General features: G+C 44.1%; 17 protein-coding genes and 1 riboswitch. Of the genes, 10 read left to right on the top strand and 7 right to left on the bottom strand.

Annotated elements, in window-relative coordinates; genetic code table 11:
• Positions 1–384: 384 nt before the first annotated feature.
• The 3 genes from QL982_RS02975 to QL982_RS02965 all read left to right on the top strand — a co-directional run bounded on the left by QL982_RS02975 (position 385) and on the right by QL982_RS02965 (position 3,516).
• Complete coding sequence (locus QL982_RS02975) at positions 385–1,497, top strand: hypothetical protein (RefSeq protein WP_290162310.1); 1,113 nt, start codon at positions 385–387, stop codon at positions 1,495–1,497.
• Positions 1,498–1,702: 205 nt separating this feature from the next.
• Positions 1,703–2,461, top strand: coding sequence for an endonuclease/exonuclease/phosphatase family protein (locus QL982_RS02970; RefSeq protein WP_290162309.1), 759 nt, complete (start codon positions 1,703–1,705; stop codon positions 2,459–2,461).
• A 26-nt stretch (positions 2,462–2,487) separates the two neighbouring features.
• Entirely contained in the window at positions 2,488–3,516 is a 1,029-nt protein-coding gene (locus tag QL982_RS02965; protein ID WP_290162306.1) for an NADP-dependent oxidoreductase, read from the top strand.
• On the opposite strand, the gene QL982_RS02960 is transcribed toward QL982_RS02965, so the two are convergent.
• The 3 genes from QL982_RS02960 to QL982_RS02950 all read right to left on the bottom strand — a co-directional run bounded on the left by QL982_RS02960 (position 3,513) and on the right by QL982_RS02950 (position 7,022).
• Positions 3,513–4,130: an alpha-ketoglutarate-dependent dioxygenase AlkB gene (locus QL982_RS02960; RefSeq protein ID WP_290162304.1), complete on the bottom strand. Its 618-nt coding sequence runs from the start codon at positions 4,128–4,130 to the stop codon at positions 3,513–3,515. The two genes, QL982_RS02965 and QL982_RS02960, sit on opposite strands and share 4 nt — an antisense overlap.
• An 8-nt stretch (positions 4,131–4,138) precedes the next feature.
• Entirely contained in the window at positions 4,139–5,032 is an 894-nt protein-coding gene (locus QL982_RS02955) for an alpha/beta hydrolase (protein ID WP_290162303.1), read from the bottom strand.
• 94 nt (positions 5,033–5,126) lie between these two features.
• The gene (locus QL982_RS02950; RefSeq protein WP_290162299.1) at positions 5,127–7,022 is read right to left on the bottom strand and encodes an ABC transporter ATP-binding protein; all 1,896 of its coding nucleotides are present in this window, start codon (positions 7,020–7,022) and stop codon (positions 5,127–5,129) included.
• A gap of 538 nt (positions 7,023–7,560) precedes the next feature.
• On the opposite strand from QL982_RS02950, the gene QL982_RS02945 reads away from it, so the two are divergent.
• Positions 7,561–8,409: an EamA/RhaT family transporter gene (locus QL982_RS02945; protein WP_290162297.1), complete on the top strand. Its 849-nt coding sequence runs from the start codon at positions 7,561–7,563 to the stop codon at positions 8,407–8,409.
• Positions 8,410–8,592: 183 nt separating this feature from the next.
• Complete coding sequence (locus QL982_RS02940) at positions 8,593–9,483, top strand: fructose bisphosphate aldolase (RefSeq protein WP_290162295.1); 891 nt, start codon at positions 8,593–8,595, stop codon at positions 9,481–9,483.
• 92 nt (positions 9,484–9,575) lie between these two features.
• Here QL982_RS02940 and QL982_RS02935 read toward each other — a convergent pair whose 3' ends face one another.
• Positions 9,576–12,623, bottom strand: a complete 3,048-nt coding sequence (locus QL982_RS02935; RefSeq protein ID WP_290190160.1) for an autotransporter domain-containing protein — start codon at positions 12,621–12,623, stop codon at positions 9,576–9,578.
• 193 nt (positions 12,624–12,816) lie between these two features.
• Complete coding sequence (gene thiC / locus QL982_RS02930) at positions 12,817–14,712, bottom strand: phosphomethylpyrimidine synthase ThiC (RefSeq protein WP_290162287.1); 1,896 nt, start codon at positions 14,710–14,712, stop codon at positions 12,817–12,819.
• A 252-nt stretch (positions 14,713–14,964) separates the two neighbouring features.
• Positions 14,965–15,109: riboswitch (TPP riboswitch) on the bottom strand.
• A 529-nt stretch (positions 15,110–15,638) separates the two neighbouring features.
• Between thiC and pstS the strand changes: the two genes are divergently transcribed.
• The 5 genes from pstS (at position 15,639) to phoU (ending at position 21,064) form a co-directional block, all read left to right on the top strand.
• Positions 15,639–16,805 (top strand): phosphate ABC transporter substrate-binding protein PstS, encoded by a 1,167-nt coding sequence (gene pstS / locus QL982_RS02925; RefSeq protein ID WP_290162285.1) that lies wholly within the window; start codon positions 15,639–15,641, stop codon positions 16,803–16,805.
• A 245-nt stretch (positions 16,806–17,050) separates the two neighbouring features.
• Positions 17,051–18,004 (top strand): phosphate ABC transporter permease subunit PstC, encoded by a 954-nt coding sequence (pstC, locus tag QL982_RS02920; RefSeq protein ID WP_290162283.1) that lies wholly within the window; start codon positions 17,051–17,053, stop codon positions 18,002–18,004.
• 61 nt (positions 18,005–18,065) lie between these two features.
• A complete protein-coding gene (gene pstA / locus QL982_RS02915) occupies positions 18,066–18,971 on the top strand; it encodes a phosphate ABC transporter permease PstA (RefSeq protein ID WP_238052766.1) in 906 nt (301 codons plus the stop codon).
• Between the two features lie 238 nt (positions 18,972–19,209).
• Positions 19,210–19,968, top strand: coding sequence for a phosphate ABC transporter ATP-binding protein PstB (gene pstB, locus QL982_RS02910; RefSeq protein WP_290162373.1), 759 nt, complete (start codon positions 19,210–19,212; stop codon positions 19,966–19,968).
• 301 nt (positions 19,969–20,269) lie between these two features.
• Positions 20,270–21,064, top strand: coding sequence for a phosphate signaling complex protein PhoU (gene phoU / locus QL982_RS02905; RefSeq protein ID WP_290162279.1), 795 nt, complete (start codon positions 20,270–20,272; stop codon positions 21,062–21,064).
• 86 nt (positions 21,065–21,150) lie between these two features.
• Here the strand turns inward: phoU and QL982_RS02900 are convergent, their stop codons facing one another.
• Both QL982_RS02900 and argH read right to left on the bottom strand, forming a co-directional pair.
• Positions 21,151–21,441, bottom strand: a complete 291-nt coding sequence (locus QL982_RS02900) for an oxidative damage protection protein (protein ID WP_290162277.1) — start codon at positions 21,439–21,441, stop codon at positions 21,151–21,153.
• A gap of 140 nt (positions 21,442–21,581) precedes the next feature.
• On the bottom strand, positions 21,582–22,955 hold the full coding sequence (gene argH / locus QL982_RS02895) for an argininosuccinate lyase (protein WP_290162371.1): 1,374 nt from the start codon (positions 22,953–22,955) through the stop codon (positions 21,582–21,584).
• Positions 22,956–23,094: the final 139 nt, after the last annotated feature.

The raw sequence follows: 23,094 nt of genomic DNA, 5'->3' as shown, positions 1-23,094 counted from the left end.
GGTTCGTTTGGTAAAAATACAACCTAAGTGCTCATATACCATTCAAGGGATTAGAACGGTATTGGCAACATAACAGTAAATGGCGAGATTTTAATACTTAAATTCAGTACTTAAAGATGACTGCGCCAATAGAAGATGACGTTGGATAAATTGGCCCTTTAACAATACAGAGTGCTCTACTTACAAAGCGCTATCATTTGCTTGCAAATTAACCCTACAGTGAGTGGGGTATAGTTGTTAGCATCGAGGTAAAGGAATGCGAATATTTGGCATCGCTAGGATGCCAGAAAAACACGGATAGGAATTTATAAGCTTATAAAGAAAGATATAAGTAAAGAAATACATAAAGTTGAAAATGAACGATAATAAAACAAGGAGCAATACATGAAAGCGACTCTTAAAAGCTTACGTGAAACGAAAGCCAACCCTGCAGTAAGTATCTTTGTTAAGACACATCGTGAACATCCCGCCAACGAGCAAGACCCTATCGCTCTAAAAAATCAATTAAAAATTGTCGAAGAGCGTCTGACAAAAGAATACGATAAGCGCACGGCGACCACTATCTTAGACAATATCCAAAATAAAATCAGTGAGCTCAATCATAATTATAATCTCGATACTTTGGCCATATTTGCGAGTACAGATGATGTGCAAGTGGTTCGTATGCCAATTGACACAACAGAGCGCGTTGTGATTTCAGACAGATTTGCTACGCGTGACTTGGTTCGCGATATGGCCAGTGCGGTTCATTATTATACGGTGGTCTTGACCCGTGATAATGCGCGTTTGATTGAAGCGTCTAATGATCGTGTTGTTAGAGAATTCGACAAAGAGGATGATGTCCAAAACAACATGGAAAACATTCAGTTCCCTGTCGAAAATAACGGGCTATATACCACGGGTGATGGTGGTTCAGATCGCTCAGCAAACAATGAGAGTAGCCATTTAAAAGAGTTCTTTAACCAAGTTGACAAGAGTGTCCAAGAACTATGGGGCGAGCATAAAATGCCTCTCATAATAGTCGGTGATGCAAAAAATATTGGCTACTATAAAGAAGTCTGTGATCGTCCAGAAAACATCATTGCCACGGTATCGAACGCAACCAATTTAGAAGATGGTAGCGCTCAGCATATTGTAGATAGTGTACAAGCAGCCGTAGAAAACTATCGTACCTCACTACATCAAGCTGCGTTGGGTGAAATGGACAAAGCCCGCGGTGCGAATATGTTGCAGACGGATTTGCAGGAAGTGTATCGTAGCGCATTCCAAGGGGCTGGCGAGACGCTTTATGTACGCCGTGGCTACATACAGTCCGCTAAAATTGACGAAAAAGCACAGACCTTGAGCCCTGCAAATGATGCTACTACAGAAGGTATCACAGACGATGCCGTCGGTGAAATCATTGAGCATGTCATTCATAATGGCGGTGAGGCGGTATTTATGCCCCAAGACATCATGGGCGAAGATCAGCCGATTGCTCTAGTGACTCGGTACTAATTTGCCAAGGTATGTTTTAAAACGGCCTATTAATAATGATTGTTTTCGAATTAGCCATTGATGGCATATAGGTATAACATGGGAGCATTGGTTTGATAAGAACCAATGCTTTTTTTATGTTTATTATTACTACCATTGTGGGTGCTATCGCAGCTACGCTATCGATTTTTACTCTATAAATACTGAGTGTATAATTAATCAAACTATGACTACCACAAACTCTTTCATTTTAACCAGCTATAACATTCATAAAGGCATGTCACCGCTGAATCGACAAGTGAAAATGCAAGGCATTGCTCAAGCTTTAGAATCTGTGGGTTCGGATATATTGTGTTTGCAAGAAGTGCAAGGCCAAAACCTCAAACGCAATATACAATACAACGAATACCCCGATCAGTCTCAGCATGAATGGTTTGGCGAGTATTTGCAGCTACAGAATAGCTATGGCAAAAACTCAGAGTACGAGAATGGCCATCACGGCAATGCGGTATTGAGCCGTTTTCCGCTAGACCCAAAACATAATGTAAATATCACTGTCAATAAACTTGAGCAGCGCGGTGTCCTGCACTGTGAAGTCCAACCTATTGGTTGGGAGATGCCCGTTGTGGTGTTGTGTGCGCATTTGAACTTGTTTGAGCGCGATCGTATCAAGCAATATCAAGCGATTAGCGATTATGTGCGAAATGAGATTGCACCTGATCAACCCCTTATTTTGGCAGGTGATTTTAACGATTGGAAAAAGATGTCCTGCGATAAGCTGGCCACTAGCCTAGGTATGACAGAAGCCTTTAAACACTGCCATGGTAAGCTAATGCCAACGTTCCCAGCCAAGTTACCTGTACTCAGCTTAGATCGTATTTATGTGCGCAATTTGCTCGTGAAAGATGCATGGGTGCATACGGGGAAACCATGGTCGTCGCTATCGGATCATTTGCCTATCAGTGCTGAGCTTATGCTGCCCTAATAAATAAAATACGAGGATATTCTACGATGGCAACACCTTCTACTACTGATAACAATCAACAAGCTAACCATCACGTACCTAAGACTCAGCAGGCCGTACTTATACGTGAGTTCGGTGAGCCTGAAGTAATGACATACCAAGATGGTGCTGATGTTCCTGAACTACTGGACGACCAAGTATTGGTAAAAATCGCTTATGCTGGTATCAACCCTGTAGATTATAAAACCCGCCAAGGCAAAGGCTGGGGTGCGGAGAACATTCGTAAAGACAAGTTTGAGAATGGTCAGCCAGCTGTTTTAGGGTTTGATATATCAGGCGAAGTAGTCAGCAGCAATAGCGATGAGTTTGCTGTTGGAGATAGAGTAGCAGCCTTGACCTTTAGCGGTAGCGGTTATGCGCAATACGTGGCAGTAGATGCCAAGTTGCTTGCGAAAGTACCAGAAAATGTCACCTTAGCGCAGGCAGGTGCGTTGCCTTGTATCGGACAAACGGCGTTACAGTTTGTGGATTTTGCCGATATCAAAAAAGGTGAGCATGTTGTGATTAATGCGCCAGCAGGCGGTGTCGGTCACTTATTGATTCAGCTATTAATGAATAAAGTGGCTAAAAATAATATTAAAGTGACAGTTATCTGCTCGCCAGAAAAGTACGCCAAGCTTGATGAGTTAATAGACAAATCTAAGTTGGTAGGTTGGATAGATTATACCAAGGATGAAGACTTCCCTGATTTGCAAGCCGATGTGTTGCTCGATTTGGTCGGTGATGAAGCTGGTGTCCGTGCGCTGAGTGTGCTCAAATCTGGCGCACGTGTGAATGTGTTACCAACTATCTGGGTTGATAAGCTCAAAGAAGCTGGTAAGCAAAAAAACTTAGAAGTGGCAGGTTATAAGTCGCAGCGTAGCGGTCAAGATATGGCGCGTGTGTTACAGCAAGTGGCTGATGGTAAGCTGACCTTAAAAATTCAAAAAACCTATCCACTCTCTGAAGTGGTTGCGGCTCATCATGAGCTACAAAAAGGTGATGCCTTTGGCAAGATAGTTTTGCAGGCGGATTAACCCAATATCATTTGCCGAAACGTTAGGCTAATACGTCCCGCTGCAACAGTTTTAGTTTTTGTAATGGTGTGCTTCCAAAAGGTTTGCGTATCGCCATGCATGACCACTAGCTGACCTGACTCAAGATGAAGCTCGACTTTATCTTGAGTTTTTTTATGCTTCAAGACAAATTTTCGTGTGGCACCAAGAGATAAAGAGGCAATGATGGGTTGATGACCTAATTCTTTTTCGTCGTCCGCATGATAGCCCATACCCTCAGAGCCAGAAGGATAATAATTGAGCAGACAGGTATTAAAATTAGCGATAACACCGATTTCTGCCAGTAACTCTTCTATGTGCTGCTTTACTTGAAACACGGTGCTCGACCACGGGACTGTCTGCCGTACCTGTCCTGAGTAGTGATAATTGGCCTCTTTTTCGCCCATCCAAACGATTTTTCGAGTCGTCACATGGGTCTGACCAAACAGCGTCACGATATCTGACTGCCAAGGTAGCTCGGTCAATAAAGTGTCATATCGCACATCGGCATCGTGTATGACGATTCCTAAATCATTGACATTACCGTCGTAAGGCAACAGATTGTCAGTCGGTGCAGGCGCAAAGAGATCCGTCATGATTAAGCTTACTTGTGACGCTGTTGATAATTTTCATTGATGATTTGGGCACATAATTCAGGTGCTTCCATGGGCAGTAGATGACCATAGTCTAGCAACGATATGATGCTGCTATCAGGGACGAATTTTTGCCAGTGTTGTCGCACCTTATTACTGATGAATAAAGTCGGTTTGCCTGTAATTAAGGTATAGGGACAGCTTAGTTTTTTGAGCGCAGCATCGATATGAGGTGCGCCAAAATAGTTGGCCAGCTCTTGCTCGGGTGCAAATAACAGCGTGTAACTGCCATCAGGATTTTTGCTCAGGCTTTGCGCTGCGAACACTTGTAAGTGCGCATCACTGATACGCTTATAAGCACGCTGTGCACGTAGGCTTTCATAATAATCATGGACGGTTGGCCAAGTAGATTGTTTGGTGAGGGTACTTTTGAACGGTTCGCGACTCAGCAAGTATTGACGTGGTAGCAAGTTGTACAGCGTGGCTTGTTTTTTGGTAAATGTCACAGGCTCTATGAGGTATAGCTGTGAGAATAGCTCTGGGCGCTTCGCTGCTGCCATCGCCGTCGCCGTGGCACCTTGTGAGTGTCCAATACCAACGACTGGCTTGTCTTGTGTTTTTTCTAAAAACTCAATCAGCATGTCGGCATCTTGCTCGCGAGTGAGGCGGCGGCTCTGCGGCTTATCATGCCAATAACCACGTAGGGCAAGTGAGCTGATATCAAACTCGGTCGCCAGCTCGTTCAACAATGGCGTATAGGTGCCAACAGTGAAACTATTACCGCCATAAAAGTGTGCTGGTGTTCGCTGAGGGATTTTTGACGCTACTGGCTGGTTGAGCTGGCTAAGACGATAGTAACGCGCTTGTTTTCCGCCAAGGTTAATGCTGTTTGAGTATGCTTCCATAGAATAAACACTTCCTTGTGATTTATTTATTATGACTGATTTATTGCAGGCTGTTTATTGCAATTTGCTTTTTTGCAGCTTTTCTCAATACGGTCTAATTGTCTTCACCTAAGAAGCCACCACTTTGACGATGCCACAGTCGAGCATAGACGCCGTTTAAGGCCAATAGCTCATCATGACTGCCTTGCTCGATGATGTGTCCTTGATGCATGACGACCAGTCTATCAAGCGCGGCAATGGTAGAAAGACGATGCGCGATAGCGATGACAGTTTTGCCCGTCATGATGTCATTTAGACTCTCGGTAATGGCATATTCAATCTCAGAGTCTAATGCACTGGTCGCCTCATCTAAGAGCAAAATCGGTGCGTTTTTTAGCATAACACGTGAGATAGCGATACGCTGACGTTGACCGCCAGATAATTTGACTCCGCGTTCACCCACTTGAGTATCGAGTGCCTTATTACCTTTATCATCATACAAGTCTTTGATGAAATCCCATGCTTGGGCTTGTTTGGCGGCAATCATAATCTCTTCGTCAGTAGCATCAGGACGACCATAAGCGATGTTTTCACGCACCGTACGATGTAGCAATGACGTATCTTGAGTCACCATACCGATCTGTTGGCGTAAGGACTCTTGTGTGACGTCGTCAATGGCTTGACCATCAATCAATATTTTGCCGCTATCGACATCAAAAAAGCGCAGTAATAAATTGACCAAGGTTGATTTACCAGCACCTGAGCGCCCGACCAGACCGATTTTTTCACCTGGTTTGATGTCTAAATAGAAGTTGTCTAACAGCTTGGTGTGTGAGCTAGTACCGTCACTAGACGCATCTGATTGCTCATTGTTTTCTTCGTCATGCTCATAACTGAAGTCAACATGGTCGAATACGATGCGCCCATGAGTCACGGCAAGCGCTGGTGCATCAGGTTTATCAACGATCGTCTGCGGCGCTGACAAGGTGCGCATACCATCTTGTACCGTACCGATGCTTTCAAACAAGCTGGCCGTCTGCCACATGATCCAACGTGTCAAACCATTCAGGCGTAATGCCATGGCAGTCGCAGCGGCAATCGCGCCGACACCGACTGCGCCTTGTTGCCATAAGTACAGCCCAATGCCTGCCGTACTACTGACCAAAATAACACTGATAAGATGGGTTGATACCTCTAAATAGCTGACCCAACGCATCTGCGCATGCACTGTACCTAGAAACTGCCCCATGGCATTTTTGGCATAACCCAGCTCACGACGCGAATGGCTAAACAGTTTTACCGTCATGATATTGGCATAAGCATCAGTAATTCGCCCTGTCATCAATGCACGGGCATCTGCTTGCACAATGGCTGTCTGTTTGAGCTTGGGAATAAAGTACCAAATGGTGATGGCAACCAAAACGAGCCAAATAAGAAAAGGAATGAGTAGTAAGCTGTCTAAATTGAATAAAATCACCCCTGAGGTGATAAAGTAGACGGAGACATACATAAACATATCAGTGACGGTCATCACGGTATCGCGTACTGCCAATGCCGTTTGCATGACTTTTGCAGACACGCGACCCGAAAATTCATCTTGGTAAAACTGCATAGACTGCCCAAGCATACGCTGATGAAAACGCCAGCGCATCTGCATGGGAAATACGCCTTGCAAGGTTTGAAAGTGGATAAACGATGACAAGGCAATCCACAATGGGCTGACGATCATAACTGCTAGCATCATCAGCAGCATATCGCCTTTTTCTAACCATAAATTCTGCGGTGTATACACGCCGAGCCAGTCAACGATATTACCAATCCAAGCAAACAGCATGGCCTCGTAGATACCGATACCAGCGGACAAAATCATAAAAATTAGTAGCCAGCCACGTAGACCATTGGTACATGCCCACAGAAACTTTAGCATGCCATCACGAGGTGACGGTAATGGCATGGGCGTGTCTGGAAAGGCGGGCAGACGGTTTTCAAAAAAGCGAAATAGAGCATTCATAGGCGGTAATAAAACATCAATAGCAGTACGTCAAGATAAACGAAATAACGCATTATCTTAAATCTTTACTTTTGTGATTAGGGTTAAGCGCTATTTTAGCAAACTTACCAATCATACCTGCATGCTAATTGTAATTTGCTCAAGCATAGAGGCTGTATTTGATGCCTGAATAAAAGCGATGATAAATAGTTTGCTGTAAAAAACATATTTTGTTACATTCTATCCCAAAACGTATTTAGGGCGTGTCATCAATTAGCACATTGATACATTTAGTGGCCTTAAAATGGCTAAATTTTGTCAAACATCATCAGAAATCTTGTCAATATGTTCATATTTACGGCGAGTTATTCCTTGTTTGGCTGCAATTTTTCTCATTTTAAGTCCCACAATTTAAATGATGAAACATCCTAGGTGCTTGAAGGTTACTCTTATGGTTTTTCTAAAAAATCAGACAGATAGCGGATGATTGGCTGAGTAATGTGTGACCAATATATGACTCATAACCACGCAACATTGAAGTTCAAAAAGGTAAAAGTTAATGATGTATTTAACCATAGCGGTGCTATGTAGCGTCGCCGTCTCAGTACTTTTAAAAATATTGCGTCATAAGAATATCGACATTCGTCAGACCATCGTTGCTGGCTATCCAGTGGCTTTTTTATTGACATGGATGTTGCTAAAGCCTGATTTGGGTGCCATACATGCGCTTGATAATGCTTGGGGTATTATTCTTGCGCTTGGCATATTATTGCCTGCCGTGTTCATTATTCTTGGACGTGCCATTGAAGCAGTCGGTATGGTGGCAACCGATGCTGCTCAGCGCTTATCATTAATCATCCCTATCGTGGCGGCTTTTTTGCTATTCGGTGAGGTGTTAACGGGTACGCGTCTGCTGGGACTGGCATTGGGTGTTTTCGCACTAGGCGCATTGGTCTATCGTCCACAGCATAATGATATTAATCGGCAAGCAAAGCACACGCCACTATGGTTGTTTGGTGTCTGGGCAGGCTATGGCATCATTGATATTTTATTCAAACAAGTAGCCAAACAGGGCAGTGCTTTTCCATTGACTTTATTTGTAAGCTTTGGCGTGGCGGGTTTATTGCTGTTTATTTATCTACTGGTTACGCGAGTGCGCTGGCAAGGAAATACGCTTGCGGCGGGACTGCTATTGGGTACGCTTAATATGGGTAATATCTATGCCTATGTACGTGCGCATCAAGTATTGTCAGACACACCCAGTATCGTCTTTACTGGTATGAATGTCGGCGTTATCGCAGTCGCTACCTTAATTGGTGTTGGGATCTTTAAAGAGCAGCTTAACCGTATCAATGTATTGGGTTTACTGTTGGCGATATGCTGCGTTGCCGTGCTGTTTTTGGCTTAGGATTTTTAACCTATAGGCATGAATATGCTGATGATTTTACAAAATCATTAACGTATCAGATATAGGCACAAAGAGAGTCCTATGATAAGGTTATCTACGATCAATACAGCAAACATAAGCTGGCAAAAATCGATTGGCTTTGTGACACTTGACCTCAATAAATAAAAATAGGATGCACTCTCAATGGAATACGAAAAACAATTACAGCGCGTAAAAACCAGTTCAGGTTTCATCGCAGCACTAGATCAAAGTGGCGGTAGCACACCAAAGGCGCTAGAAAACTATGGTGTCAGTGGCGACGGTTATGATAATGACGAAGCCATGTTCGATTTAGTACACGAGATGCGTGCTCGTATGATGACTTGTACCGCTTTTGATAATGAGCGGGTACTTGGCGCGATTTTATTCGAAGATACCATGGAGCGTGAGGTCAATGGCAAATCAACGGCCAACTATCTGTGGGAAGATAAGAATATTGTGCCATTCTTAAAAGTGGATAAAGGCTTGGCTGAGCAAATGAATGGCGTGCAAGTCATGCGCCCGATGCCAGATTTAGACTTACTACTCGATAAAGCAAAAGCTTATCCCATATTTGGTACCAAAATGCGCTCAGTGGTTTATGAGCCAAACGTCGATGGTATCGAGCTGGTCGTACAGCAGCAGTTTGATGTGGCAAAGCAGATAATCTCAAAAGGCTTGATGCCAATTGTTGAGCCTGAAGTAGATATTAACAGTAGCAAAAAGCATGAATGCGAAGTTATATTGAAGACCAGTATTTTGCATAATCTAGATCGTTTGAACGATGAGCAGCAAGTCATGCTAAAACTGACATTGCCAGAAGAAGCGGGTTTTTATCAAGAGCTGATCGATCATCCAAAAGTATTAAAAGTCGTGGCGTTGTCGGGTGGTTATAGTCGTAGTGATGCTTGTGCTAAGCTGAAGCAAAACCCCGGTATGATTGCCAGCTTCTCACGTGCCTTTACCGAAGGTTTGAGTAAGCAACAGAGTGATGAAGAATTCACCAATGTCATTGATGCGTCAATCGAAGAGATTTATGAGGCGTCGAAGGTTTAAGTTTACAATAAACAAGATTGAAGTAAATTAAAGATATAAAAAAAGCTTGAACCCAGTGGTTGGATTCAAGCTTTTTTTTAGGGTATTAACGATTAAAAGGTCGTTTGCAAAGCGATGCTCGCGCCGTGGTCATCATAGTTATCGCGCCACTCTCCGCGATAGCCTGCTGATATCTTCATATTAGCCATCGGCGTATAGCTAAGACCGATACCAGCGATGCCGATTTCACGGCCAACCTCTTGTCCGATAGTCGTAAACTTGTCATTAGGCATGCCTACAAAGCTGGCGGTAATATCTGACTGTTGATCACCATTCTCAATCGCTGCTGCTAATTGACCAGTCAGCGCCAGTTTTGATGTCAAAAGCTGTGACATCCGTAGACCAGCTGTCCAACGCATAGACTCATAAGTATTTTCACTAACGTCTAAGTTATAAACGCCAGCACCAGTTTCACGATATCCATCACTTTTTGCTTGAGCGTAGTTGAGCTGAGCAAATGGCGTCAGATTACGTTGCTCATTACCAATGCGATGCGTCACTCCTAATCCTGCCTGTAAGGTATCGACAGAGTAGTCTGACTGTGCAATAGGGCTATTCGATAGCGCTAAATGGCGTTCACCTTCGACATCACTGCTACCGGCACCTGCATGGAAATTCACCTGCGTCGCTTCACCTGCAGCATAATTACCATATCCTAGAACCTGCCAGTTTTTTGCTGTTAATTCATGGTCGAGGCGGCTGCCATCTGTGTCGGCATCGCTTTGAATATAAGAGACCGCCAGACCTAGATTAAGGTCAGTATTAATTGGTGTATCCAAACCAATAATAGCGCCATAACCTTCCGTGTCATAACCAGTGATACCGTTTTCTGTATCATGATTGCTGTTATTACCGATTAGCTTTGCCCAAATATTACGCTCAGATGTAATAGGGCTATGCTCACTGATTGCATCACTTGCCGCGTAGTTGGCATCAGTAATAATACGATTGGTCGCACCCATAAACAACGGCTGTAGTTGATAGGCAGTATTATTCATTCTGATTTGGCGTTGCTCTAGCGTTGGGTTGTTTACAAGGTCTTCGGTATCAGTAATCAGTTGAAGAGCTAATGGACTCGTTGTATTTATCATTGCTTTATCTAATACAGCAGCAAGACTTAACGCCTGTTTATCAGACTGGCTGTTAGCAGCATTAACGAAGGTTGAGTCTGTAGCGGTTGGATCAACAACAATCGGCGTTTCAGGTTTAACTGGCGTTTCAGGTTTAACTGGTGTTTCAGGTTTAACTGGTGTTTCAGGTTCAACTGGTGTTTCAGGTTCAACTGGTGTTTCAGGTTCAACTGGTGTTTCAGGTTCAACTGGTGTTTCAGGTTCAACTGGTGCTGTACCCATTTTTAAATGTACAGCATTAGCGTCACTGTAATCTGCGTAAAAACTGACCAGTGGGCTGTTATCGCTGACTGATACAAACTTACCAGTCCGACTGTCTGCACTAACGATATTTTTCCACTCATTACTGCCTGCCATGCCTGCGATAGCTTCAGAAGCGTATACTTTTAAAGCCCCTTTGCTGATATCAGCATTACCATTAACGACTAATTGACCATAACTTTTTAGATTACCTTCCTCTTCGATATCAAGGGCAATACCTAGCGTTTCATTTGTCGCCATAGTATAGTCGCCGTTCAACTTCAGAATACCTTCAGTAATTAAGGTTTCGCCTGTCCATTGCTTGCTGTTAGCAGACATCGTCAAAGTCCCAGTACCAACTTTAGAGAACCCTCCTTTGACTGCTTCAAAATCCACAGTGCCTACATTACCCATCAGTACAGCATTTGAGTTAATCGTGACATCATTATCAATAACATCAAATATTAGACCGTTTGAACCTATTTTGATGGGCTGCTTGTCGGTAAAGTTGGCAAAAAGATTTGGTTGATCATTTCCAATAGTTAAATCTGCACCATCAAAATAAACATCAGAAAGTGTCGAGTCAACACCACGCGAAATATTGTCAACCGTTAAAAACCCATTATTAACGACCCTTAGAGTCCCTGACCCTTCATTACCAACTATAAGGTTACCAGCATCGACAAGAGCACTATCAATGTTGAGCTCACCGATACCTGTTGTAGTATCACCAATAATAGTATCTTCTGAGATCTCCATTCCAATAGACCAAGCACGATCATCAACATCATAAGTGTTGTTAATGTTTACGATGCCTTTGCCTTCTCCGCCTATTACGAGGCGCTCACTATCAATGCTACTCGTAAAAAAGTTTGAACCGCCATCTAAATTAACAGTACCAACTCCTGTTGTAGCATCTCCCACTGTCATAAGGCTATTTACGGATACACTACCGCCATTTTTAACGTCAAGTGTACCTGTTCCAAGTAAACCAACAGCTAGACCATTATTACCAATGCTAATAGTTGATTTATCGAGAACAACTTCACCTACAGAGCCTTCGTTATAGCCTATACGCATCTGGTTTGCGGTCAAGCTAGATTGTTCAGTTAGGTTTAAGTTACCTAGTGTCTCTGCACCTACTAAAACTTCGTTTGCGATATTAACGATAGCGTTGTCAATCTTTACATCACCTATATTGCCACCTTGGGCATTGGGCTCTTGATTGCCAATCCAAAGGTTATCCGCCGTAACTGAAGCATTGGTATTTACCAAAAAATTACCACTACCGTCGTTCTGTCCAATGAGTATACCTTCTGCATTGAAAGAACTACCTTGGCCAGATACTTTAAGGGTAGCATTGCCTACCACGCCAGTAATGTCTTTTACCGTAACAGAACCTTCGTTATTGATGAGTAATTCTGAAGGCTGTCCTGCTTCAGTCGTACTTAGAATTAATTTATTGACTACTAGTTCAGTTCCTTGATTGCTAACCGTATCGTTTTCGACAAAGTAAATCTCATCATCAATAGTCGTTGTCATACCATTATCATAAGTGACGGCCATCGCCGTCCCCGACAACCCAAGCATAGCTACTGCTAGCGGAGCAAGTATGAGCTTAGTAGCTACTTGTGATTTACCTGATGACTTGCCACGAGACTTAGCAAGTTCAGACACGCATTGATAAACACCTAATGAACGATTAAAGACAACACGGTAGACATGATTCATACTGGAACCTTAAGAGAATAGGGTTGTTAAGTAACATATGATTACTAATTGACCAGTATATTACTCCATTCTATGAATTTGTCTATATTTTATACACAAAAGTTTATTAGGGTTTTAAGTTTTTGGAAAACAAAAAAGCTGCCTTAAAAAGGCAGCTCTTATTTTTATCTGGTGGATTAAATTTAATACCGAGTTATAAGGCCTTGAGCCCCGCCGCATAATCCCGCACGTTTTGCGTGATTTTCATCGAGCAAAATTTAGGGCCACACATCGAGCAAAAGTGGGCAACTTTGTGCGCGTCTTTTGGCAACGTTTCATCATGAAACTCACGAGCGGTATCAGGGTCAAGCGCCAGATTAAATTGATCGTCCCAGCGGAATTCAAAACGTGCTTTAGATAATGCATTATCACGAGATTGCGCACCTGGATGCCCTTTGGCTAGATCAGCAGCATGGGCCGCAATTTTATAAGTGATGATGCCATCTTTGACGTCTTTCTTGTTCGGTAGACCCAAATGTTCTTTTGGTGTCACATAGCACAGCATCGCGGTGCCAAACCAACCAATCATCGCAGCCCCGATTGCACTGGTGATATGGTCATAGCCCGGCGCGATATCTGTCGTTAATGGCCCCAAAGTATAAAATGGCGCGTCAGCACACAGCTCAAGTTGCAAATCCATATTTTCTTTAATGCGGTTCATTGCCACGTGCCCAGGCCCTTCAACCATCACTTGCACATCATGCTCCCACGCCACTTTGGTCAGCTCACCCAAGGTTTTGAGTTCGCTAAATTGCGCTTCGTCATTGGCATCCTGTAAGCAACCAGGGCGCAGACCATCACCCAAACTAAAGGCCACATCATAGGCTTTCATAATCTCGCAGATGTCTTCAAAATGCGTGTACAAGAAGCTCTCTTGTTGGTGAACCATGCACCACTGCGCCATGATAGAGCCACCACGCGAGACAATGCCTGTTAGGCGTCCGGCAGTCATCGGTACATAATCCAATAGTACACCTGCGTGAATGGTGAAGTAATCCACCCCTTGCTCAGCTTGCTCAATCAACGTATCACGGAAGATTTCCCACGTGAGGTCTTCTGCCACGCCATCGACTTTTTCTAATGCTTGATAAATTGGTACGGTGCCAATCGGTACTGGCGAGTTACGAATCAACCATTCACGGGTTTCGTGAATATGGTTGCCAGTAGATAAATCCATGATGTTATCCGCACCCCAACGCGTGGCCCATGTCATTTTAGACACTTCTTCATCGATAGAAGAACCCAGTGCTGAATTACCGATATTGGCATTAATTTTCACCAAGAAATTGCGTCCGATAATCATCGGTTCAGATTCTGGATGGTTGATGTTGTTTGGAATAATCGCGCGACCTGCCGCCACTTCGCTACGCACAAATTCAGGGGTAATAACAGTGGGCGTATTGGCACCAAAGTTCTCACCATCGTGCTGACGCATATCGGTCAGCGCATGCTGTTTTTGCGTTTCGCGAATGGCGATATATTCCATTTCTGGGGTGATGATACCGCGACGAGCATAATGCATTTGCGTGACATTTAGCCCTGCTTTGGCACGGCGTGGCTTATCGATATGAGCGAATCTAAGGTTAGCAGTACTGATGTCGCGGGCGCGTGCCAGTCCGTATGAGCTAGATAAACCACTGAGCTGCTCAGTATCACCGCGCTCAGCAATCCAGCCTTCACGTAGTTTCGGCAAGCCTTTTGTCAAATCAATATCGACGTTGGGATCGGTATAAACACCTGATGTGTCATAGACATAAAATGGTGGGTTCTGCTCCCATTCGCCTTCAGAAACGCCTTGCACAGGAGTAGGGTCAAGCGTTATTTCGCGCATCGGCACTTGGATATCGGGTCTTGAACCTTCGATATAGACTTTACGAGAGGCGGGCAAGATACGGTGCAAATCGCGGGCATCTTCTTCGAAGCGAGCATCACTTGCGGCACGGTGGGCAGGGGTTTTTAGCGCGTCTGCTTTTTTATCCGCTTTGCTGCCACTGGCTGGGATATGAGTTTGAGCGGCTTTTGTGTTCGGGGATGTCTCTAAAATAGTCATATGCTGTCCTAGCGTGTTGGTTTTTGAATAAAATCAACACCGCCAGTATCTGCGGGGGTAGCGTTTGTAATTTGGGCAAGTTCAGCTCATGAGCATCGTTCGCGACTAAAACTGAGTGATATAGTCGTGAGTGATACTCATCAAACGTTGGACGCAGCTTTGTATCAGTCTTCACTATTTAGTAGTACATCACGCACACTAAGATAGTAATGAAGATAAAAAGGCATTTCTGCACGTCCCTTGCTATAAATAACAAAGTGCTTAAGACTTCCCTGCGTCGGTACTAACCGCATCAGGTTCGGCGGGTGATCTCTCAGCGAATGTATCAAGGTGATGACTTTAATAAAGCAAGTTTAGTAAAGCGAACCCATCATACACCGCACCCCGAGTCTGTCAGTGTTGTGAATCAACTTCATACTAACAAAATTCTGCACCAACGGCTAGGCTTGCAACAACGTTTGAGGGGATTTTAGCATCAGCCTTGAGAACGGATCGAGCAAAGCACTGCTTTGCCCGTTCGCAAGGCAAGAGCTGTGCTCGAGTGGAGGGCAGTACTCTTTTTTTTGCCAATACATGGCGACATTGTTTACCCTAGAATGACTAGGCGCCAAAAATTTCACTGCCTATTATCTAAAAAATAGTGACTGCCAGCACCCCATTTGTATGTTCAATAGACCCTAATGGTATTTGGACACAAATATCCCGCTACAGGCTCACGGTTTAATATTTTCATAAGTATGATTTTCGAATACCAATAAATGAAATGAATTGATATCACTGGGCTGTCGGTAGGCTAGCCAAATATTATGTAAAGCGAATGAAGGATTATAGAGGTTGTCATTAAATTGTCATAAAGATTTGGCAAGATAGCACGCATATCACAAGCAATGCTTTTTTATATCGTTGTTAAACTTCAGGAGTCCTACATGCGTTATTCGTTATTAGCAGTGGCCGTCAGTTGTACATTAATGCTTACGGCGTGTAATAAGTCAACAGATACGGAAGAGCCAGCTACTGAGACTAGCAGTAGCGCTGTTACAACAGCTGAATCAACCTCTCAGACAGCATCTGCTTCTACAACAGGTTTTAAATCTGCTGAGAATATCGCCATGAATATCACAGGTGCAGGTGCGTCATTCCCGCAGCCTATCTATGCGAAATGGTCGTATGACTACAATGCTGCGACTGGTGGCCAAGTCAACTATCAGTCGATTGGCTCCTCTGGTGGTATCAAACAGATTCAGTCAAAAACTGTCGATTTTGGTGCTTCTGATGCACCGATGACGCCTGCAGAGTTAGACGAAGCAGGTTTGATTCAGTTTCCAACGGTCATCGGTGGTGTTGTCCCTATTGTAAACATCGATGGTGTTGAGCCTGGTGCACTGAAGTTGGATGGTATGACTTTGGCTGATATTTATTTGGGTAAAATCAGCAACTGGAATGATCCTGCGATTGCAGCCATGAACCCAGATTTGACCTTACCAGATGCGCCTATCACGACGGTATTCCGCTCAGATGGTTCAGGCACGACTTTTAACTTCACGGATTATCTTGCCAAGGTTTCACCAGACTGGAAAGACACAGTTGGTGTTGATAAAACCGTCAAATGGCCGACCTCTGCTACTGGTGCAGGTGGTAAGGGTAACGAAGGGGTTTCAAGCTACGTCAACCGTATGAAAAACTCTATCGGTTATGTTGAGTATGCTTACGCCAAGCAAAACAAAATGTCACATACGGCATTGAAAAATGCCGCTGGCAACGTCGTTCAGCCGTCTGCTGAGACCTTTGCTGCCGCAGGTGACATCGACTGGTCACAACAAGAAGGCTTTTATAAAGTCATCACCAACTCTGAGACTGAGCAAGCATGGCCTATCGCTGCTGCGACCTTTATCTTAGTACATAAACAACCAGAGAATCCTCAGCAAGTCGCTGGCGTGTTGAACTTCTTTGACTGGGCTTATACCCAAGGTGATGATGATGCGATGGCGCTAGACTATGTACCATTCTCTGACACAGCAGTGGCCTTGTTCAAAGATAAATGGAACGAAGTAAAAGGCAGTGATGGACAACCAGTCTATAAGCCAGCTCAGTAACGCGAAAAGTGCTAAATACTATGTGTTAAATACTATTTAGTCGCTTACCCGTTACCCTCTCGAATAACTATTCTCCGGTAGTTATTTGAGAGGTTTTAACACAGCAAATTTGATTGCAACTTTGATCATAAGTTTGACGGATACTATCGATAGATATATCTGCTCATACCGTTTAAGTTTGTTGTGTTAAAACCCAATGATTCTTTTTAATACTTTGACTCATCCCATTCAATGCTGAGACGCGTATGACAGATTTAAGGTCCCAACTGGCTAAACAAAAACGTTACGACGCTTTATTTGTTAACTCTACCAAAGCGTTTGCCATACTCGTCCTCCTATCTTTAGGGGGCATTTTGGCGTCTCTAATTGTTGGGGCGTGGCCGAGCATTCAAGCGTTTGGTCTGGGGTTTTATACCAGCAATAACTGGGATACAGTCGCCAATGAATACGGGGCATTAGCGCCTATTTACGGCACCTTAGTCACGTCATTTATCGCTATTGTTATCGCGGTTCCAGTCAGTTTCGGTATTGCGATATTTTTAACCGAGATGTGCCCTAAGTTCCTCAAAAAACCACTTGGTATCGCCATTGAGTTGTTGGCTGGTATCCCATCTATTATTTATGGCATGTGGGGACTGTTCGTATTTGCGCCATTCTTTGGTGATCACATTCAGCCATGGTTTATTGAGCACATCGGCCCTTTGCCTATTATCGGTAAATTGTTTGCAGGTGCCCCTATGGGACTGGGTATGTTCACCGCCTCTCTAGTGCTTGCCATCATGATCATACCGTTCATCGCTGCCACTATGCGCGATGTTTTTTCTGTCGTGCCAGATCTGTTGAAAGAGTCAGCATACGGTATGGGCGCGACGACGTGGGAAGTCATGTTCAAGATTATCTTGCCTTATACCAAAGCTGGTGTCGTTGGCGGCGTGATTTTGGGACTTGGTCGTGCATTGGGTGAGACGATGGCAGTTACCTTTTTGATTGGTAATGCTTTCAATATCAGTCCGAGTCTCTTTACTTCAGGCGTGACGATTACCTCGGCCTTGGCCAATGAATTTGCCGAAGCGTCTAGTGAGCTACATCTAGCGTCTTTATTACATTTGGGCTTAATCTTATTTGTCATCACTTTCATTGTGCTGTCTTTAGCAAAACTAATGCTCATGCGCATGGATCACAAAGCAGGCAACCGATAAGTCTTTTATGGACTGGTTGGACCTTGATAGATATTGATAAAAGATATGGGAAATAAATATTATGCCTGCTAACAATGCGATCAATGCACCACTACCTACTAAGCCAAGCAGCACTAGCCGCTATAACCAAAGCTTGTATAACAAGCGTCGTTTGACCAATAAATTGGGATTAGGCTTTGCCATATCCGCGATGGTTTTTGGCTTATTTTGGTTATCATGGATTTTGGTGACTTTGTTTGTCGAAGGTTTCCAAGGCATGGTGCAGTTGCCAATCTTTACCGCTGATACGCCGCCACCGATGAGTGCGGGCGGCTTACGCAATGCCATCGTTGGTTCGGTCATGTTGGCATTTTCAGGATTGTTCATCGGTGCCCCTATTGGCCTTATGACCGGTATATATTTATCTGAGTTTTCTAAAGGCAGTATGCTTGGCAAGGTCACCCGTTTTTTAAACGATATTTTGTTGTCAGCGCCATCGATTGTGATTGGTCTATTTATCTATGCACTGATGGTAAAAGGTCAAAGCTTTTCTGGTTGGGCAGGCGCGTTGGCATTGGCATTGATTGTCATTCCTGTGGTTGTGCGTACGACAGAAAACATGCTGAACCTAGTACCCAATAGTTTGCGCGAAGCGGCCTATGCACTCGGTACTCCTAAATGGAAACTGGTCACACAAGTTACGGTAAAAGCAGCGAGAGCTGGACTGACCACAGGTGTGTTACTGGCCTTTGCTCGAATCACTGGTGAGACGGCACCGTTGCTATTTACCGCACTTAACAATCAATATTTCAGTACAGATATGGGTCAGCCCATTGCCAACTTACCCAATACCATCTACCAGTTTGCGATGAGTCCTTATGACAACTGGCATACATTGGCTTGGGCGGCAGCACTACTTATCACAGCATCTGTCCTAGTGTTGAATATTTTGGCAAGATTTATCGGTGGTAGAGGTCAGCCCAAATAAAGGCTGAGAGCAGACCGTAGTACGCTAAGCATTTACTTAAACTTATATGAAATTAATTGAGCTAGGTTGGAACATTATGAATGATGTCATAAGCAAAGTCCGTACAAACACGACTGCTGATAACTTTGATACGGCAACAGGCAGCCTATTAAATAGACCCATGTCTACTAGCACACAATCACAGCAACCGAACACCGCTGATTTTAATAAGCAAACGATTCAGGATATTCCCAAAAACATGCCTGCTGCAAAAATGGAAGTCCGAGATCTCAGCTTCTATTACGATGATTTTCAGGCATTAAAAAACATCAATATCGATATCGCGGACAAAAAAGTCACCGCCTTTATCGGTCCTTCAGGTTGTGGTAAGTCCACGCTACTGCGCACCTTTAACCGTATGTATGATCTATATCCTGGTATGCGTGCAGAAGGTAGCATCAATCTAGATGGCAAAAACATCTTGGGTAAAGACATCGATGTGAACCTATTACGCGCACAAGTGGGTATGGTCTTTCAGAAGCCAACGCCGTTCCCGATGTCAATCTATGACAATGTTGCCTTTGGTGTACGACTGTATGAAAAGCTGAGCAAGGATGAGCTGGATCATCGCGTGGAGTGGGCACTGAAAAAATCAGCGCTATGGCCAGAAGTAAAAGACAAACTAAAGGCTTCTGGTCTGTCGTTATCAGGTGGACAGCAGCAGCGCCTATGTATCGCCCGTAGTGTCGCGACCAAGCCTGAAGTTTTGTTGCTCGATGAGCCGACATCAGCGCTTGATCCTATCTCGACGGGTGCGATCGAAGATTTGATTGAAGATCTTAAAAAAGACTATACGATCGCCATCGTCACTCACAATATGCAGCAAGCCGCGCGTGTATCTGACTACACGGTCTATATGTATTTGGGCGATATGATTGAGATGGGTGAGACCGATCAGATATTCACCAAACCTGCTCAAACAGCGACAGAAGACTATATTACAGGTCGTTATGGCTAGGGCGTGTCCTCAATTCAATCGATAGTCATCTAACTGGGCTAAAAATGGCTAAATTTTGCCAAACATCGTCAAATAGCTGGTCAATATCTCGATATTATCGACGCTGTTTTTCTCGTTTAACGGCAATTTATCTTATTTTTATCTCCATTTGTGAAATGAGGACACGCCCTAATATGGATGGATTAAGATTGACATTGACATTGGTACGAGCAGACAAAGCTGATTAGCAAGTCATGAGCCGATTTTCTAACTTAATAAGTATACCTCGCGATTAAAACATGTATTTCAGGGAATACCTCTTATGCAAAGTGATAAGCATATCTCCAAAAGTTTTGACCAAGATCTTGATGAAGCCATCCGTTTGTTTTTATACATGGGTGATAGGGCTGCCAACCAAGTAGCCAGAGCCATTCATGCCCTTATCGACAAAGACGAGATACTGGCGCAAGAGGTCATCGATATGGACTTCGATATCAATCGAATGGAGGTCGAGCTTGATGAACATATTTTATTATTGGTTGCCAAACGCCAGCCAGCTGCCAGTGATTTGCGCTTAGTCATGTCGATCAGTAAAGGTGTGGTCGATTTGGAACGCATCGGCGACGAAGCAGTAAAAATCGCGCGTATGGCCAGCAAAATCGCAGCACAAGGCAAATCTGCATATGGCTATGCTGAAGTACAGCACTTGAGCAATCAAGTTCGTTTGATGCTCAACAACTCACTAGAAGCCTTTAGCCAATCGAATGCGGAGCAAGCGTTTGAGGTGATGCGCAATGACAGCGTGGTCAATACTGAGTATCAGTCAGCCATTCGCGCCTTGATGACCTATATTATGGAAGACTCGCGTCACGTGTCAAAAGTCATCAATATTATGTGGATATTGCGATCGCTTGAGCGTATCGGTGATCACGCACAGAATGTCGCAGAGCTAGTGATTAACTATATTAGTGGTCAAGATGTGCGTCATTCGGACTATGCAATAGTCGAAAAAGCCGTGCAAGAAGCCAATGATCGCTTGGCTGCCCGTCAAGGGAATACGGTATCAAACACCATATCACTCTCTGGTTTTGAAACATCAGAGAGTGATGAAGGCTGATAGGAGAAACGGTACTTTCTCTTCTGCCATAAAAAACGCGCTATATGAAGCGCGTTTTTTTATGTCTGTTAGACAGCAAAACCGTGTTAGCTTTCTGGTGTCCAACCTTGAGCACGCTCATAGTCTTCATTGTCCAAGAACTTATCGCGCTGTTCGGTTAAAAACTTTTTGGCCGCAGGGTCCATCATGCTTAGATGGTTCTCATTGATAAGCATGGTTTGTTGTTCAATCCACTCTTTCCACGCTTTATCAGATACCGTATCTTGTAACTCTTGACCTTTTTTATTAGGGAAGGGCGGATGCGCCATTTTTGGCAACTCTTGCTGATACTTACGGCAAAATACAGTATTGGCTTGAGGGTTAAAAGTCTCAGTCATAAGGCGTTCCTTATTATGTATGGGTCTTTATAAATATATTTTAAATGACGTTACCTGCTTATGGTAACAAAAACACCCGCCTAAGTAGCGGGTGTTTTTCGATTATTAGAGTAATAAACTACTCGGTTGTAAAGTAGCTTTTAAGCAAATACTTTCAAACGAGCACGACCATTGACCACGGCTTGCTTGACTTGGTTTGGCGCAGTGCCACCCAAATGGTCACGAGCTGCCAATGAGCCTTCTAGCGTTAGATAGTCAAAAACATCCTCACCGATGGCATCGCTAAATTGCTGTAGCTGTGCCAATGACAAATCACTTAGATCAACGCCCTCGGCGATACCCAAAGCAACGGCATTACCAACCACTTCATGAGCATCACGGAACGCCACGCCTTGACGTACTAAGTAATCTGCCAAATCAGTTGCAGTCGCATAGCCTTTCATCGTGGCGGCGCGCATGTTCTCTTTGTTTGGTGTGATATTCGGTAGCATATCAGCAAACGCAAGTAGCGACCCTGTTAAGGTATCGACGCAATCAAACAACGGCTCTTTGTCTTCTTGGTTGTCTTTATTATAGGCAAGTGGCTGGCTTTTCATCAAGCTAAGCAATGTCATCAGCTGCCCAAAAACACGGGCTGCTTTACCGCGTACCAATTCAGGCACGTCAGGGTTTTTCTTTTGCGGCATGATAGATGAGCCGGTACAGAAGCGATCTGGTATCTGCACAAAGTTAAACTGCGCTGACATCCACAAGATAATCTCTTCGCTCATGCGTGACATGTGCATCATCAGGATAGAGGCAGCTGAAGTGAACTCAATCGCAAAATCACGGTCTGAGACGGCATCGAGTGAGTTTTGGCAAATGCCTTCAAAACCAAGCAATTCAGCAGTAATCGTACGATCGATTGGGAAAGTCGTACCAGCTAGGGCTGCGCTACCCAGTGGCATCTGATTGATACGGCGGCGCGCGTCAACCAGACGTTCGGTATCGCGATACAACATCTCAAACCATGCCATCACATGATGGCCAAAGCTGACCGGCTGTGCGGTTTGCAAATGGGTAAAGCCTGGCATAATGGTATCGGTATGCTGCTCGGCCAAATCAAGTAAGCCACTTTGCAGACGTACCAATAGGGCGATGATGTTATCCGTCTCTTCACGTAACCAAAGACGAATGTCAGTCGCAACCTGATCGTTACGGCTACGTCCAGTATGTAGTTTTTTGCCAACGGCACCGACGATATCGGTCAGACGTGATTCGACATTCATATGCACGTCTTCAAGCGCGATTGACCAGTTGAATTCACCTGCTTCAATCTCACGTAACACCTGATGAAGACCTTCGATAATCGTAGCAACTTCATCAGCGGTCAAGATGTCGCATTCTTTGAGCATCGTTGCATGAGCAATCGAGCCCTGAATATCGTGACGAGCAAAGCGTTGATCAAAGCCGACAGAGGCAGTGAAAGCAGCCACAAAGCTGTCCGTCGCTTCACTAAATCGCCCACCCCACATTTGTTGACCTTGGCTGCTGGCAGGCGCAGTCTGTGTCGTGGTATTTGTTATAGAAGCATCTGTGCTAAAATCAGAGTCAGATGAACTTTTACTTGATTCAGGATTACTAGGTTTTGAAGAATTGGCGTTCATATCGGTA

Origin of the sequence: Psychrobacter sp. 5A.1 (assembly GCF_030407455.1) — a bacterium.
In the GTDB taxonomy this organism is placed as follows: Bacteria; Pseudomonadota; Gammaproteobacteria; order Pseudomonadales; family Moraxellaceae; genus Psychrobacter.
Note: the sequence above shows the minus strand (reverse complement) of the source record. Positions and strands in the feature narration are given on the sequence as shown.

Bases quoted from the DNA above. Each gene is read 5' to 3' on its own strand.
- QL982_RS02950 (WP_290162299.1), bottom strand. From the start codon at position 7,022: ATGAATGCTCTATTTCGCTTTTTTGAAAACCGTCTGCCCGCCTTTCCA.
- pstA (WP_238052766.1), top strand. From the start codon at position 18,066: ATGCCTGCTAACAATGCGATCAATGCACCACTACCTACTAAGCCAAGC.
- pstB (WP_290162373.1), top strand. From the start codon at position 19,210: ATGCCTGCTGCAAAAATGGAAGTCCGAGATCTCAGCTTCTATTACGAT.
- QL982_RS02960 (WP_290162304.1), bottom strand. From the start codon at position 4,130: ATGACGGATCTCTTTGCGCCTGCACCGACTGACAATCTGTTGCCTTAC.
- argH (WP_290162371.1), bottom strand. From the start codon at position 22,955: ATGTGGGGTGGGCGATTTAGTGAAGCGACGGACAGCTTTGTGGCTGCT.
- thiC (WP_290162287.1), bottom strand. From the start codon at position 14,712: ATGACTATTTTAGAGACATCCCCGAACACAAAAGCCGCTCAAACTCAT.
- QL982_RS02955 (WP_290162303.1), bottom strand. From the start codon at position 5,032: ATGGAAGCATACTCAAACAGCATTAACCTTGGCGGAAAACAAGCGCGT.
- QL982_RS02935 (WP_290190160.1), bottom strand. From the start codon at position 12,623: ATGAATCATGTCTACCGTGTTGTCTTTAATCGTTCATTAGGTGTTTAT.
- pstS (WP_290162285.1), top strand. From the start codon at position 15,639: ATGCGTTATTCGTTATTAGCAGTGGCCGTCAGTTGTACATTAATGCTT.
- phoU (WP_290162279.1), top strand. From the start codon at position 20,270: ATGCAAAGTGATAAGCATATCTCCAAAAGTTTTGACCAAGATCTTGAT.
- pstC (WP_290162283.1), top strand. From the start codon at position 17,051: ATGACAGATTTAAGGTCCCAACTGGCTAAACAAAAACGTTACGACGCT.
- QL982_RS02900 (WP_290162277.1), bottom strand. From the start codon at position 21,441: ATGACTGAGACTTTTAACCCTCAAGCCAATACTGTATTTTGCCGTAAG.
- QL982_RS02970 (WP_290162309.1), top strand. From the start codon at position 1,703: ATGACTACCACAAACTCTTTCATTTTAACCAGCTATAACATTCATAAA.
- QL982_RS02940 (WP_290162295.1), top strand. From the start codon at position 8,593: ATGGAATACGAAAAACAATTACAGCGCGTAAAAACCAGTTCAGGTTTC.
- QL982_RS02965 (WP_290162306.1), top strand. From the start codon at position 2,488: ATGGCAACACCTTCTACTACTGATAACAATCAACAAGCTAACCATCAC.
- QL982_RS02975 (WP_290162310.1), top strand. From the start codon at position 385: ATGAAAGCGACTCTTAAAAGCTTACGTGAAACGAAAGCCAACCCTGCA.
- QL982_RS02945 (WP_290162297.1), top strand. From the start codon at position 7,561: ATGATGTATTTAACCATAGCGGTGCTATGTAGCGTCGCCGTCTCAGTA.